The following is a 14,208-nucleotide window of genomic DNA, read 5'->3' as shown; positions in this document are numbered from 1 at the left end:
TCGCCGTCTCTACAATAATCAGTCTTTTGTAGAGACGGCGATTTATCGCGTCTTTGTACCTTACAGTACTAAATTAACTCGCGTCTTCCCAATCACTGAGTAACTCATGCTGTTGTGCTGTTTTCTTACATTTGCGGAATGGTATTTTAGGAGTACCAATATTCATGCCAGGAAAAGACTGTTTTTTCGTCTTGGTGGGTCTATTTTCTTTTGTTGTTGAACTGATCTGTTGGGTTTCCATTGGTAAATAAATTTCTGATTAAAACCTGAGAACCAATGTATAACATCAATTTCCAAACGGCAAATTTCTTGAGAGGGATAAAAAATACATATTCCCCTCGTAAAAGTATATTTTGTCAACTTCAATCATCCACGGCGGCTATGAAAATATCGACTTCTTTTTTTTTGACTGGGCAATGACACAGAACTAAAGTTTTCTTCCAACTGAGCCTCCTGCCTTTCTTTGTAAAAGAGGGTTTTCAAAACACCACATCTTTACGCAATTTGAGATTTTGAATGCGAGTATCTTCCGCGGGTGGCACATCCCTCTGAGTAAATGGAATCTGCTTAAAGTTAGCAGCCAGATATTCTGCTAATGCATCTTGCTCAGAACCATCAGCAGCAAAGGTAGCTAAACCTGTGCGTTTGCTATTATCAGCATCTTTTGATGTCAAATCAACCCGTTCTCTTTTGGGAAAAGGATAGCCATCACCACCACCTGCTAGGAAGTTGAGGGTAACAGTGCGGAAAATCCGATTAGAGTCACCCACTAACTCGGCATTTTTAACTACTACATCAATAATTTTGCCTTTTCTATCTTTGATTGCCAGGGATTTGACACGCTTCCCGGCTGGCAAGTTTGGGTCAAAGCTAAAGGCTAATCCCGCTACTTGGGGAAAACTGCCAGGGGTAGCACCTGGTGCTATGGCCGCTACGCTGTGTTCAATCACTGCTAGTAGTTCTGTTGCATTCAGAGTAACTAAAGTCAAACCATTGTTGAACCGTAAAGCATTGATGATATCAAGTTGGGAAATTTCTTTTTCTTTCTTACCTGCTACAGGATTTGCTTGGGGTGGCAGTTTGATAACATCCTGTGAGCGAGTTGAACCTGAGGGAAAGGTATATATACCGATATTGTCACGGATACCACCGCCATTTTTGATGGAAATGACAGTTTTAGGATCATATCGTTTGGCGATCGCTAAATTAGCTTCGGCTGTCAAATTCCCGAAATTGGTTTCTTGGGTGCGAACATCACCCCGCCAGCCGTTGAGGAAAACGTTGGTTTTCCCAAAAATCTGACTATCTTGGGCAATAATTACTTTTTTGAGTGCTTCTGTAATGGCGACAATTTTGGCGTCGGGTTTCCCGCCTACAGCTGCTACACCTGGGGAATCAGTCGGATAAGCACCGCTGATTTTAGAGTCAATACTTTTAGGAATAATCACTCCATTGGCATCAAAGTTAACTACTAAACGACCAACATAGCGATAGTTTCCATCGGTATTAACTACGGCTATCGGATGACCATCTGCTGCTTTTTTGAGGATTGGATAAGTTCCAGCAGATTTATCACCGACTCGAAGACGGTCTGTTTTGTCGGTTAGTAAGGTGTTGGAACCACCAGCAACAATAATATCTACTCCCTTGAGTAATTCTGCTAACTTTTGCTCAATAGCAATTTGTTGCATGTGTGCTAACAGAATGACTTTATTAATCTCTGGGTTTTTTGTTAGCAGTGTATCGACAGAAGTTTGAATTTCAGCAGCTAAGGCGGCGATGTCTGCGGCATCACGGTCATTAAATTCTTTAGGTAAGACAGTCACACCACCGGGAGAAGAAATAGACCGCAGTGTGGGAGTTGTCGCCCCAACTAAACCAATTTTTTCACCATTGACGGTAATGATGGTGCTACGGGCAATTTTATTAGGGATTTTACTTGCTTCTTGCCCATCGGCAGTAACTAATTTTGCCAGTTCTTTATCAGTGCTGAAGTCTAGATTCGTGCTGAGATAGGGAAATTTTGTACCTGGGTAATCTTCTTGAGGGCGGATTAAGTCGGCAACAACACCCGTACCTAAGTCAAATTCGTGATTACCAAAGGCGATCGCACCAAACCCAAGAGCATTTAAAATTAAAATATCTCCTCGCCCTTGTCCACCAAACACTGTGTCACTGGCAAATAAGAAGGGACTGGGAATATAAGCATCTCCAGATGAAAGGATTAAAGTATTGGGATAATCAGACTTGCCGTCACCATTAGCATCTTGATTTTTGAGTGCATTCAAAACCGCAGAAAAGTTTGGCACATCCTTCAGCGCTGGGACACCTGCTTCTTGGTCAGAAGTATGTAAAAGTTGCAGTGTGAACCCTGACTTATGTGCTGTTCTGACTTGCGCCACACCAACAGTAGTTCCTAGAAATAAAAAAATGCTAGATGTAATTAGCCAACTCAACTGGCTAGCACTTAAATCTCGGCGATTAAACTTACTGATAAATCGATTTTTCTGATCGAAAAAAGACATAATTAAATTTATATCATCAGTGTTGAATAATTTTATAGTGTATTTTTAATCCATAATAAAGTAAACCTTAAATTTTAAGGTACGTTAAAGCAGCGCGTAATGCACCATATCCCCAGGTGCGTCACGGCTAAATTAGACTTTCTCAAACCCTCAAATTACTACACAGCCGTAACACACCCTACTTAATATTTACTTTATAAATAGGCTCTTATTGTTCTCTATTAGAACTTATATCATGTCCGCTTAATTACTTATTAAACCCGAAAAACTCCACCCTCCCAAAGCTACGCTTTGTCTCCCCTCCCCGTTTGCAGGCTACGGTGTATACACAAGTAAAATTATCCCCCTTAATCCCCCCGATGCATTAGGGGGAAACCGGAAAATCTTGTTCCCTCACCAATACATACGGGGTAAAATCCGGATTCATCAACTACTTGAGACTTGTGTGTACACGTAGGTTTGCGGGGAGGGGATTAATGGGGTGCAATGACTGTGGGAATCACAACTAATTATACGGACATGATATTAATATGGTTAACTTCGAGGTTTTCGGTATATTTCTTATAATAAATTTCTGTTAAAGGAAGAGTTAAGGATGCAAAAACAACAATAATTTACACCCTAACTCCTAAGTTTTATGCTTCCTCTGAATTTTCTCTTTTATGTCCTGGGGATGCTTCGTAAAGAGCATCAAGATGTTGACGCGCATCTTCAACGTTAATCGAGCGCATTACCAAAAGTGGCTCTTTAATCAAGTTGCCTGCGCTATCTAATAACTCTGGATGGGGTGCAAACTGTTTTTTTGATGAATAATAACCATAGCTGCCTTGATTATTCATTGGTGAGGAATTCGTCGGGTAAGTTCGCTCCCGATCAAAACTGAACATGATCAGGTTACGAATTAAGTTGCCAACAGCTATAAATGCAAGGATTGTAAAAGCAAGAATGTAAAGCAGATGTAACATTGGATTTTCCTCCAGAGCAGCAATTTTTAAAAGTTTATTTTGTAACGCTTTGTTCGCCGATACTGTGACTCACAGTTAAGATGAGTATTTGACACACTCTTGGTGCGCTTACATTTATATGGAGCTATTTGTCAACCGTTATTCCACTTACGGTAGCATAGGATACATTATTTTGTTAATCCAAATAATGTTAAGAAATTGTTAAGATTTTTTTACTATCTCTTTGATGACTGATTTACCATCTTGCATAGACGCTTCCTCTGCTTTTGGTTAGACATTACTAAGTTGTCTGTCAAAATTTAGCAGATGCTCCCACTTGCTTAGACTTCACGCCCTTGACGAAAGCGCATTGCGACATTCCAGCATTCTGTGACTAATTCATGCCAAGGCATTAACGTTGCCATATCAATCCCGACTTGTTTATCAGTTGCATTAAAAAGCATCTTCGCCGTATTTAGTTCATCCTGCGCTTGCTTAACTCGCAAGAGCAAGTCAGATTGCTCTTGGTGACTCATAAATGATAGTTGCTCAGTTTCGAGTAAATGGCGCGATCGCGTAAACCAATGCTGAAAATCTTCCAGCAGGGGCTCTAAAACTGTTTTTAGCAACTCAGTCCCTGGTAAATTTGAGTCTGGCATAAATGAGAGGCATATTTCAAACTTGCTTACTAATATTAACGTTATTTACGTTTCTTAACACTTTTTCGATTTCTCTCATAATTTGAGGATAGAAAAATATGTAACAAAGAACACAGAATTTATTATATAGTCTTGATACCGGGATTGTACAGTGCCTTTAGATAGGCGTCTATAGGTATATATGACACCGAGCTACAATTCATCAGCTAATTTAGCGATCGCGGGGAATCCTGAATTTGACACTCATGTAACAAATCAAAAATTTATCTTTATCTGTTGTGATTGAAGAAGAATTCAGAAGTCAGGAGTCAGAAGTCAGAATCAATACAGTGGGGAATTTAAACCCGCCTCTTAAAATCACCACTAAGAGAAAGCGTATTTAGCGGGAGTAGTGAATCCCTTAATTTAGATGCTCGCGGGACTTCCTCTAAGCGTTGCTATGCCGATGGTGTTTGCGGTAGCCTCTCCCTTTATGAGAAATCCGGGTTTACACTGCCTTATCCGCCAATCAGACCCCAATTAATTCTGAATTTAGAATTCTTTTTTGATAAGCTGAATTGGCGAAAATCAAAGTCGTTATAGTTGAATAAGCCTACAGATTCAGATAAATCTTTTGTAATCACTTCGCCAACAGTTCAGCAGCCAATGTCGCTAAAATCATCCAATCAGTCAGAACACTCAGAACAAGTTGAAAAAATTTATTTACCGCGTACCAGCGAATCGGAGAACTTAAAAAAGATTCGCCACACTGCTTCCCATGTTATGGCAATGGCAGTACAAAAGCTGTTTCCCAAGGCACAAGTTACAATCGGCCCTTGGATTGAAAATGGTTTTTACTATGACTTCGACAGTCCAGAACCATTTAGCGAAAACGATCTCAAAGCCATCAAAAAAGAGATGGTGAAGATTATCAATCGCAAACTGGCGGTAATTCGGGAAGAAGTCAGCCGAGAAGAAGCCGAACGCCGGATTCAGGAAATTAAGGAACCTTACAAGCTAGAAATTCTGGCAGATATCAAAAACGAACCAATTACGATTTACCACCTGGGGAATGAATGGTGGGATTTGTGTGCGGGGCCTCATCTGGAAAATACCAGTGAATTAAACCCGAAAGCAATTGAACTAGAAAGCGTTGCTGGCGCTTATTGGCGTGGGGATGAAACCAAAGCCCAACTACAACGCATCTACGCCACAGCCTGGGAAAGCCCTGAACAACTCGCTGAGTATAAGCGACGCAAAGAAGAAGCGCTGCGACGAGATCACCGGAAACTTGGTAAGGAACTGGGATTATTTATATTTTCCGATCTGGTAGGGCCGGGTTTACCTTTGTGGACACCCAAAGGCACTCTGTTGCGGAGTACTTTAGAAGACTTCCTCAAGCAAGAACAGTTAAAACGGGGTTATTTATCTGTAGTAACGCCTCATATTGCCAGAGTAGATTTATTTAAAACCTCTGGACATTGGCAAAAATATAAAGAAGATATGTTCCCCTTAATGGCAGATAATGAAGAAGCTGCCGCACAGGAACAGGGCTTCGTTATGAAGCCGATGAACTGCCCTTTTCACATCCAAATATATAAGAGTGAGTTACGCTCTTATCGAGAACTGCCGATGCGCTTGGCAGAATTTGGTACTGTTTACCGTTACGAACAATCGGGGGAATTGGGCGGTTTAACGCGGGTGCGAGGTTTTACAGTGGATGATTCTCACTTGTTCGTCACCCCAGAACAACTAGATAGTGAATTCCTCAGTGTGGTGGATTTGATTTTGTCGGTGTTCAATAGTCTGCAACTGAAAAACTTTAAAGCTAGACTCAGTTTCCGCGATCCAGCTAGTGATAAGTACATCGGTTCCGATGAAGTTTGGGACAAAGCCGAAGGTGCAATTCGCCGTGCAGTTGAAACTTTGGGGATGGAACACTTTGAAGGGATTGGAGAAGCGGCTTTTTATGGGCCCAAACTTGACTTTATCTTTAGTGATGCCCTAGATCGGGAGTGGCAATTAGGAACTGTGCAGGTAGATTACAATTTGCCAGAACGCTTTGATTTAGAGTACGTTGCCGAAGATGGTGTTCGCAAACGCCCAGTGATGATTCACCGTGCGCCTTTTGGTTCACTGGAACGGCTGATTGGGATCTTAATTGAAGAATATGCGGGCGATTTTCCTTTGTGGTTAGCGCCAGTGCAAGCGAGATTACTACCTGTGGGTGATACACAGCTAGACTTTGCTAAAGAAGTGGTGACGAAGATGAGAGCGTTAGGCATCCGTGCAGAAGTTGATACCAGTGGCGATCGCTTGGGTAAACAGATTCGCAATGCAGAGAAAGAAAAAATACCCGTAATGGCAGTGGTGGGAGCTAAGGAAGTGGAAACTAACACCTTGAGTATCCGTACCCGTGCCTCTGGAGACTTAGGTAGTATTTCTGTCGATCAAGTTGTGGATAAACTACAACAAGCGATCGCTAATTTCGATAACCTTCAGATCGATGTCACAAGTGCAGAGTCTGAAGAAGTACCAAACCAATAGACATCTGGTAAAAATTAATTCTGCGTTGCTGGAAATCCTTGGTAGAGACAATTCATGTAGACGCGGAGCGGCTTCCCGCAGGGTATTGTCTCTACATCATTTTTAGAGATGTCTAGTAGGCTGGGTAATGCCCAGCCTCAAAAATTAACAAAGTTTGGGGGTTTAATTCCCCTGCCTCTATAGGCAGCAAACGTAATTGCGAATTGCGAATTGGTTTAAGAACAGCCCTCAACATATTCAACTTCCGGCAATTTACCCGCTCTGAACTGAGTTACAAGCTTACCATCAGTCTCAAAAACTACACGATAGTTGCGATCGGTGCGATCTTTCGGGATGAAAGTTAGGTAATGTCCCTCTTGGACGTATTTATGAGGTGTGACTTCAATTTGTCCTGGGTAAAGGGACTTGATTTGTGCTTCAGTGTCGCCAATTTTTGCACCTTTGAGGGTAGTAATCTGGGTATTTTGCCGGATATCTACTCTAGAAATGCGACCTTTTGTCACCATGAACGAAAGATTTTTGGGTTCATTTTGTGGCTTAACATAGTAGCAATTGTTATTTGGTGGATCGCCCACTAGCTTAGTACCAGCAGCCTTTGCTGCTTGGGTAACAGTCATGCCAACTTTTACGGTGCCTATGCCATTGATAAAAAGTTTTGACTGGTTGGTTAGTTTTGCCTTTGCTACAACTGTGCTGACAGTCAAAGAAGAAACTGCCAGTGTTACTGTGACAAAAGTCAATAATTTAGTTTTGCTATTCATAAATTGTAGATTTTCCTCAGTTAAATCGATAATTTCGTCCTATTATGCATTTCGTAATTCGTAATGATCCTCTCTACGAGACGCTGCGCGAACGAATACTCGCTAACGTAATTCGTAATTAAGAAAGTCAGACATTGTTTTGGTTTCGGGGTTTGAATGTGTTGCCGGATTTTAGAGAATTGGTGTAATTTCGTACAATTGATAATTAAATTATGACAAATTCGCTGAAATTAGAGACAAAATATTGTTTTTTATAATTATCTCAGGCGAAAATTGACAAAATTTGTGGCAATTTGACCAGTCCAAAAATCACCGTGTTCTGTGAAGCCTGCGGATAAACGAACTTTTCGCGTGGATAAATCATTCACATATTTCATCCGAATCTGATATTTAGTTGGCTTAAAGTTGTAAAAGCTCAAAATTCCTCCGTACAAAGCATAACCTGTAAGCTCAATACAATTTTTGTTATACCACTTGAATTTTACATCCATCCAATACTCTAAACTTTCCCCGGACATAATTAAAGGAATATCTGACTCTTCTACAAATCTGGTTGCATTTCTACGAAAACTCATTTCCATAAGCTTCCCATGTGGATTTAAGATTTCCGGTACAAAATGAGGTAGTTCAAATCGATAAGGGGTTGATGAGTTATTAGTAATTCTTGCTCCAAATTTAATTGGTGTTTCTTCCTCAAAGATTGGAATATTATATTTTCGCTCTGACACTAAGGTTTCAAAGTACATTCCATCGACTTCAATTCCACTACTGTTGTTTGATTTATCAGGTGTCATACTAGCGACTTTCTTAAAACTGGATCTTTACTAAAAAAACTGTCTGCCGTTGACCACGAGTAAGAGCGCCCAAGCTATCCAGCCTTCGGGCAATAGTTGAGATAAAGCGGCGTTCACCAATGACGTTAGTGGTAACAGGTCTGAACACGGGTGCTGATGCTTGGTTGGTGCGGTGCGATCGCCCAAGTCCTTGAATCGCATTGTCTGCTCTCCAGGCGGCTTCAAGTAGGTGTGCGATCGCCGCCGCCGATTCACAGCGTTGAGGTCAGCATGATAACTTCTGCCTGTCCCACCAGCGTCACTGAAGATGAGGATTTGTTTGTCTCCCTGCATAAACACAGCAGTCTCAGCAATATTCGCCCCACTACCCCGTGAATCAACGAACAAACGCCCTGAATCATCTTTCAAAACTCGCTTGCTACGACCTGTGACTTCAGCCACTTGCTTGTGACCAAAATGCCACAGCAATTGTTCTAATGCGCCAGGGATTGGGTCAAGACTTGCTAACTTATCGACTAAGGCATCTCTCAAGGCTGATGCGATAATCCTCAAAAACGCTATAGGCTACAATTGTTGAGTAGAAAGATTCGCTTGTGGATGCCATAGTAGAAAGATCGCACACACTCAAACAAGCCTTGGTTGATTTTGTCCTAGATGCTGACGGCGAACTAGCACAAGCACTCGACATTTATGCAACTGCACAGATGCCTAGCGGTAATGGCGATCGCACCCAACAACAAGTAATCATTGACAGGTTTATTACAGAAGGGAAAATTGGCGATCGTTCACCTATAGAGTTATTTATCGCCAGTCATGCAGATTTGTCACAGAGCGATCGCAATCTACTGAATAGCTGGCATCGTAGTTTTATTGGTTTATTTACTATCACCCAGATTTTACCTGATGGCTTAGAACTCATGAACTGGCTGACAGCTAAACATTACATAGTTTTGACAGCTAAAAATTACATTGTCAAGTCTAACAGTTCTGAAAAACAGCCAGCCATATCTCGTTTCAAGCCAGGAGAGATTTTACTAACACGCATTTATCCTCTTACTGATAATGAGTGGATATTTTCTGGCTCTCACACATTTATGGGTAAACTCGGTAAGCCAAAACTCGCCGTCGCCATTGGAAATTTTAAAGATAATTATAAAAGTCATCTTTACAGCGATGCTCCAGACTTGATAGAACAAGCATGGCAGTCAGTAGAGCAATATCATCAGCAGTTTATTGAGTTTTTTGGGAGTGATGAAATTACATTACCAGGATACCAACTAAATAAAAAGATAACTGAATTTCAAGAAATTATCGCTGATAAATATCTCAAAGCGGTCGGACTTTATAGTTCCAAATCTTTGAATGAAATAGTAGCAAAAGCTGGTATTGGCACAGAAGAAATTATCGCTACTGCTAAAGAGTTTGGGATTGATACTAACGCTGTTTCTCAAATATTGGATGGGAAAAATAGTAAGCAAAAAATGGTTGCACCTAAAGTAGATTTACCTGCTGAACTCAAGAAAGCAGAACAATTCACAGCCATTTCTCACCCACGTTGGGGATTGATGTTTTTACCAACATATACTAAATTCATAACTAGATTATTAGCTGATGATTGGCAAAGTATTGAAAGCGCAGCAAAACTAATTCGTTACTACTTGGAAGATAAAAATATTAATGCCTATATCTGGTATCGGTTAGCACAAAAATATCCCACTCAATTAGAAAAAGTCTTGCAAGATTTCTTGCAACGTCCTGAGTTTAGCCTAAGTAATGATTTAGATAAAATTTTGCAAGAGTATGGTAAACCTATGGAGCCAGAATTACCGGAAATTGCTAGTGTTCCTTTACATCTACATAATTTATTTCAAGAAGCACTTACAGAAGTGAATAAATCTAAACCCAAAAGGAAAGGACAAAAACAACCAGCGAAAGGTTTTCAAAGAGGTTAGTTTAATATTAAGTGCATCTCAAATCCAGGTAAGTAAATCGGAGAAAAAATTTATAAGTATGTAACAATTTTAGTTTTCTCTGACTTTTCTGGTGGATCTACTTATAATGATTCCAGCATTTACCAATCACCCCTGTTCACGTATGGTAATATTTCAACTTATTGAACCTGAAGTTAAAGATTTGGGAGGATTTGTTGCCCGTCGCAGCTTGCCATATTTTAATCGCCAAATGGTTGGGCCGTTTATCTTCTTTGATCATGTTGGCCCGTCTGTTTTGCCACCCAATAAAGGCATCGATGTCCGACCACATCCGCATATCAATCTCGCCACCGTAACTTACTTGTTTGATGGTGCTTTGATGCACCGTGATAGTTTAGGTACTGTACAGGAAATTCAACCAGGTGCTGTGAACTGGATGATGGCAGGAAAGGGGATTGTACATTCAGAGCGATCACCTGACATTGATCGTCAAAATGAAGCTACCATTCATGGCATTCAAACCTGGGTTGCCTTGCCTATGGAATACGAAGAAACCGAGCCAAGCTTTGCTCACTATCCTGCCCAAACTCTTCCTATCTGGGAAAAGAATGGTGCCATCATCAAACTCATTGCAGGAGTTGCAGATGGCTACACCTCACCTGTCAAAGTTTTCTCACCTATTCTTTACTTAGATGTGGTGCTGTGTGCCAATGCTCACTTTACTATCCCCACTGATTATTCAGAGAGAGCAGTATACAGCGTTACAGAGGGATTGAGCATTAATAATCAACCGCTAGAGCCATATCGTCTCGCCATCTTAGAGCCAGTCGATGAAATCAGGGTTTCTGCTGCTGCTGCTGCTCGATGTATTGTTATTGGTGGTGAACCATTGGGTACACGCTACAAATGGTGGAATTTTGTTTCTAGACGACCAGAGCGAATAGAGGAAGCTAAAGCCGATTGGCAAAACAACCACTTTGCTACTGTACCAGATGAAACAGAATTTATTTCACTGCCAGAAGTTGTGACAGAAGCTAATCCCTTTTAGTATCAGTCATGAGGGTGGGCGTGGGCGTGGGCGATACCTTCTCTTTCAGAGATGCGCGTTCGAGAGGCAATGCCTTTCCTGCGGAACACACTCGCGTTCGGCACGTCTTCTCTACGAGACGCACTCGCGTTCGACGAACGCCACCGGAAAAAGCGGTTACGCCATCGCACGAAAGTGAATGAAGCAGTGCGCTCATTGCCCTAACCTAACTCAAACTGGTAAAAAGTAACTCTACTGTTTAGGAGTCATTCAGGAGTTGCAAACTGTGCAAAGACCTCGGCCCCTGTCAGGTTCTTAGTTTCATTGGCAAAACAATAATATTTGGGCTTTTCATCAATGAATACCTGATGATCAAAAACAAGACCTTCACAGTTCTCGAATAGTCCAACAGGCATGAAATACTGGTTATTTTGTTTCAATTTGTAAAAAAGATGGCTACCACACTTCTTGCAGAATCCACGCTCTGCCCATTCTGAAGATTGATAAACCCCAATATTTTCTTCACCAGACAAGCTGACATCACTTTTACAGTCAACAGCTAACAGAGGCCCTCCGCCCCAATTGCGGCAGATACTACAATGACACGCTCCCACACTTTTACTCATGCTAGTTGTAGAAAGACTTACTGCTCCACACAGGCAACTACCTTTTGCAATATTTAGATTAGACATATTATTTGCTCCGATTCCTCCACGCAGGCGCTCCAATTGCTCACATTTTCCCCTATTTCATACTGGAAATGCCAAGAATAAGTGCATCTTAGCCGTATTCCATAATCAATAATTGTTCGCACATCCGGCGATGCTGGACGTTAGGAAGGCTTGCCACTCTCCAACTCCTGCATCCATGAAGCGGATAGTGCGCCTATTCCATCCCAACTCACGTTCTACTAAAGTCTGTCCACCAATTCCCAAACCTTTGACCACTTCTGCCATGAATTATCGTCGGTCGCTTCCCTTGAGCTTTTTCGCTGTTTTGATGTAAAGAGATTTTAGGTTCTCGGTGAGTTGAATGATAGATTTTGGAGACATGAGGTAGGCTGTACACTGAAATTATCTTTCTCTGATCATAGGATCAATCATTCTGTGGAGTTCTCTTATACAAAAAAGATAAGGGATTGCTCATATTTTCAGCAAAACCAAGAATCCCGCGATCACGATGTTCGTAAATTAATTGACCTTGGGAATCAAATAGAAAAGTTCCTCCCCGTTGCGTCAAATAAGATGAATCTGGTACATAAATATTCCAGTTGCTCAAAACTTCAGTCATGTTTCGCAGGCGCAGGGTTGCTAATTCAAATGGGCGCTGAAAACCTTTTCCTCCAGCCGCTTTGAAAAACGAACCTTTTATTGCGGGTATTGGTGTACCCTTGATAACTTCCTCATCAGCAATTAATTGAGGTGCTTTTTTATCACCTTTGTAACCCCGAAAAACTTCCTTGAGAGTTCCAGGGCTACGAATCCCTGCACACATTAAGATTAAATTAAGCCAAGCTTTTTGTGAACTTGATAGCAAAGGAAATTGTATAGATAAGCCGCGATAAAGCCGTAAAAGCTCGTGAATTTCAGCCTTTGCATCCACAAATAACCATTCTTGAGGAAAGCCAGTATATTCGCAAAACTTGATCCCAGAATTGCGATCTCCAATTCCAATAGCACGAATTGTGATTCCTCTGGCTTCAATCTCTTCAAATTCTCTTCGCAGCCACCAAGCGTATTCTAAATTATCAAAATCTCCCAACTGCGACCAAATAAGTACGAGCAACTTTGAAGTATTTGAGCAACCATCTAAAACGGGTTTAATCTCTCCATCACTAACTCGCAAGCGTTGAGTTTGACTCAAAATTGAGTAAATTTCTGGAGAATTGGTGGGTGTTTCAGTATTCATGTACGTGAAGGCAACAGTCTTTAAATAAAATTTTAGATGGATTCGGACAGCAACCCTGACATATCTAATACTTGTTCTGACCAAGCACTAGCTTGCTCGGATATATTTCTGCGTTCGCTACTATCAGACCAAATACTATTAAAAGTTAATCTCCATCGTGCGAGTTGAACTTGAATGTTAACCAGTTCTTCAGCATATTCAGGTTCAATTTCTGCTGCCGTCCATTCAATAAAACATATAGTTTCATCTGTCACACTTTCAACAGCTTCTTTATAAGCAGTGTCACAAAATGTTCTAAGCCTAGCTAAATTGGAAGCTATGTGCCCTAAGCGATGTGATGTATTTTCGCCTTGAAACCGTGCTTGTTTTTCATCTAATTTCTGGTTCATATCCACCAATTAACTTCTGAGTTATTTTTTTAACACTTCTCGAATCGCTGGGTCTTGAATTACCATTGAGCGATTATTTTGGCTTGGACGTATGTTAATAATCGATTCATAGGCGATTGATTGATTAAAGGGAGTCCAATCCGCACCCCAGATATCTCGCTGTCTACTACCGTAGCAATGCTGCTTCACAGAAAGCGTGTTTCTCTCCTCCTCCAGCTAAAATCCCTCTTTCTATATCTACTGCCACTTTAATGTAAACTCGCAAGGTTTGCAGCATTAACTCCACTTGTTCGAGAGTTGCTCTTTCCCTAATAATCAGTACCAAAATCTCACCCCTACCTGTATAAATGCACAAGTCAAAATTCTACTTTGTAGAATCCCTTGAATCTCAAAATTAATCACTTGCAGTATTGTTGCATTATGGTATGATTTCCAACTCCAGAAGACTCAACACTTTCTCTTCTAAATCCGTCAAATAAGCACGATTCAGCTTCCCCAGCATCTCCAAAAACTTCTGCACCGATTCCTCCAGCCCACTTGAATACACCCGATTGATGCGATCGCAAATCACCTGCATCTGCTGACACTCCACAGGCAGGTAATTGTAAGATTTGAGGTGCTGTAACCCAACGGTGTACACACCATCCCAGAGTTTTACAGTGCAGCTGAATTCACCCACATGGTTAACGATAAGTAGCTAAACAAAATTAATTACATAATTTTTACCAAACTCTCGAAGAATCT

14 protein-coding genes and 2 pseudogenes are annotated in these 14,208 nt (G+C 41.1%); 3 read left to right on the top strand and 13 right to left on the bottom strand.

The genetic code is table 11. The annotated features are described in order from the left end of the window. Window positions 1-479: 479 nt before the first annotated feature. The 3 genes from ABF638_RS32895 to ABF638_RS32885 form a co-directional block, all read right to left on the bottom strand. Window positions 480-2,525: a bifunctional metallophosphatase/5'-nucleotidase gene (locus ABF638_RS32895; RefSeq protein ID WP_435027017.1), complete on the bottom strand. Its 2,046-nt coding sequence runs from the start codon at window positions 2,523-2,525 to the stop codon at window positions 480-482. A 635-nt stretch (window positions 2,526-3,160) separates the two neighbouring features. Continuing rightward, window positions 3,161-3,490 (bottom strand): DUF2973 domain-containing protein, encoded by a 330-nt coding sequence (locus ABF638_RS32890; RefSeq protein WP_435027016.1) that lies wholly within the window; start codon window positions 3,488-3,490, stop codon window positions 3,161-3,163. A 320-nt stretch (window positions 3,491-3,810) separates the two neighbouring features. After that, complete coding sequence (locus ABF638_RS32885; RefSeq protein ID WP_181931497.1) at window positions 3,811-4,128, bottom strand: DUF2605 domain-containing protein; 318 nt, start codon at window positions 4,126-4,128, stop codon at window positions 3,811-3,813. Window positions 4,129-4,773: 645 nt separating this feature from the next. Here ABF638_RS32885 and thrS point away from each other — a divergent pair. Beyond that, window positions 4,774-6,654 carry a threonine--tRNA ligase gene (thrS, locus tag ABF638_RS32880; protein ID WP_435027019.1) on the top strand — a complete coding sequence of 627 codons (1,881 nt, stop codon included), beginning with the start codon at window positions 4,774-4,776 and terminating at the stop codon, window positions 6,652-6,654. Between the two features lie 215 nt (window positions 6,655-6,869). On the opposite strand, the gene ABF638_RS32875 is transcribed toward thrS, so the two are convergent. From ABF638_RS32875 to ABF638_RS32865, 3 genes and pseudogenes are all read right to left on the bottom strand, one after another. Continuing rightward, window positions 6,870-7,415 (bottom strand): hypothetical protein, encoded by a 546-nt coding sequence (locus ABF638_RS32875; RefSeq protein ID WP_435027015.1) that lies wholly within the window; start codon window positions 7,413-7,415, stop codon window positions 6,870-6,872. Between the two features lie 257 nt (window positions 7,416-7,672). Continuing rightward, entirely contained in the window at window positions 7,673-8,209 is a 537-nt protein-coding gene (locus ABF638_RS32870) for a hypothetical protein (protein WP_435027014.1), read from the bottom strand. 13 nt (window positions 8,210-8,222) lie between these two features. Further along, window positions 8,223-8,650: pseudogene (locus ABF638_RS32865) on the bottom strand (strawberry notch C-terminal domain-containing protein). A 152-nt stretch (window positions 8,651-8,802) separates the two neighbouring features. Between ABF638_RS32865 and ABF638_RS32860 the strand changes: the two are divergent. Continuing rightward, window positions 8,803-10,161, top strand: a complete 1,359-nt coding sequence (locus ABF638_RS32860) for a hypothetical protein (RefSeq protein WP_435027013.1) — start codon at window positions 8,803-8,805, stop codon at window positions 10,159-10,161. A gap of 142 nt (window positions 10,162-10,303) precedes the next feature. Beyond that, the gene (locus ABF638_RS32855) at window positions 10,304-11,188 is read left to right on the top strand and encodes a pirin family protein (protein WP_435027018.1); all 885 of its coding nucleotides are present in this window, start codon (window positions 10,304-10,306) and stop codon (window positions 11,186-11,188) included. A 245-nt stretch (window positions 11,189-11,433) separates the two neighbouring features. Here ABF638_RS32855 and ABF638_RS32850 read toward each other — a convergent pair whose 3' ends face one another. The 7 genes and pseudogenes from ABF638_RS32850 to ABF638_RS32820 form a co-directional block, all read right to left on the bottom strand. Then, window positions 11,434-11,859 carry a GFA family protein gene (locus ABF638_RS32850; RefSeq protein WP_435027012.1) on the bottom strand — a complete coding sequence of 142 codons (426 nt, stop codon included), beginning with the start codon at window positions 11,857-11,859 and terminating at the stop codon, window positions 11,434-11,436. 146 nt (window positions 11,860-12,005) lie between these two features. Then, window positions 12,006-12,219: pseudogene (locus ABF638_RS32845) on the bottom strand (ISAzo13 family transposase); the annotation flags it as partial. Window positions 12,220-12,262: 43 nt separating this feature from the next. Further along, the gene (locus ABF638_RS32840) at window positions 12,263-13,075 is read right to left on the bottom strand and encodes a peroxiredoxin-like family protein (RefSeq protein WP_435027011.1); all 813 of its coding nucleotides are present in this window, start codon (window positions 13,073-13,075) and stop codon (window positions 12,263-12,265) included. A gap of 32 nt (window positions 13,076-13,107) precedes the next feature. Continuing rightward, window positions 13,108-13,464 carry a hypothetical protein gene (locus tag ABF638_RS32835; protein ID WP_435027010.1) on the bottom strand — a complete coding sequence of 119 codons (357 nt, stop codon included), beginning with the start codon at window positions 13,462-13,464 and terminating at the stop codon, window positions 13,108-13,110. A 21-nt stretch (window positions 13,465-13,485) separates the two neighbouring features. Continuing rightward, window positions 13,486-13,653 carry a DUF5674 family protein gene (locus ABF638_RS32830; protein WP_435027009.1) on the bottom strand — a complete coding sequence of 56 codons (168 nt, stop codon included), beginning with the start codon at window positions 13,651-13,653 and terminating at the stop codon, window positions 13,486-13,488. Continuing rightward, a complete protein-coding gene (locus ABF638_RS32825) occupies window positions 13,631-13,789 on the bottom strand; it encodes a DUF5674 family protein (protein WP_435027008.1) in 159 nt (52 codons plus the stop codon). The genes ABF638_RS32830 and ABF638_RS32825 overlap by 23 nt, the downstream gene beginning before the upstream one ends. Before the next feature lie 93 nt (window positions 13,790-13,882). Next, a complete protein-coding gene (locus ABF638_RS32820) occupies window positions 13,883-14,104 on the bottom strand; it encodes a hypothetical protein (RefSeq protein WP_435027007.1) in 222 nt (73 codons plus the stop codon). Window positions 14,105-14,208: the final 104 nt, after the last annotated feature.

Source organism: Nostoc sp. CALU 1950, from assembly GCF_051172895.1.
GTDB lineage: Bacteria > Cyanobacteriota > Cyanobacteriia > Cyanobacteriales > Nostocaceae > Nostoc > Nostoc edaphicum_A.
The sequence above is the reverse complement of the archived record's forward strand: the minus strand, read 5'-3'. Positions and strand labels throughout refer to the sequence as shown.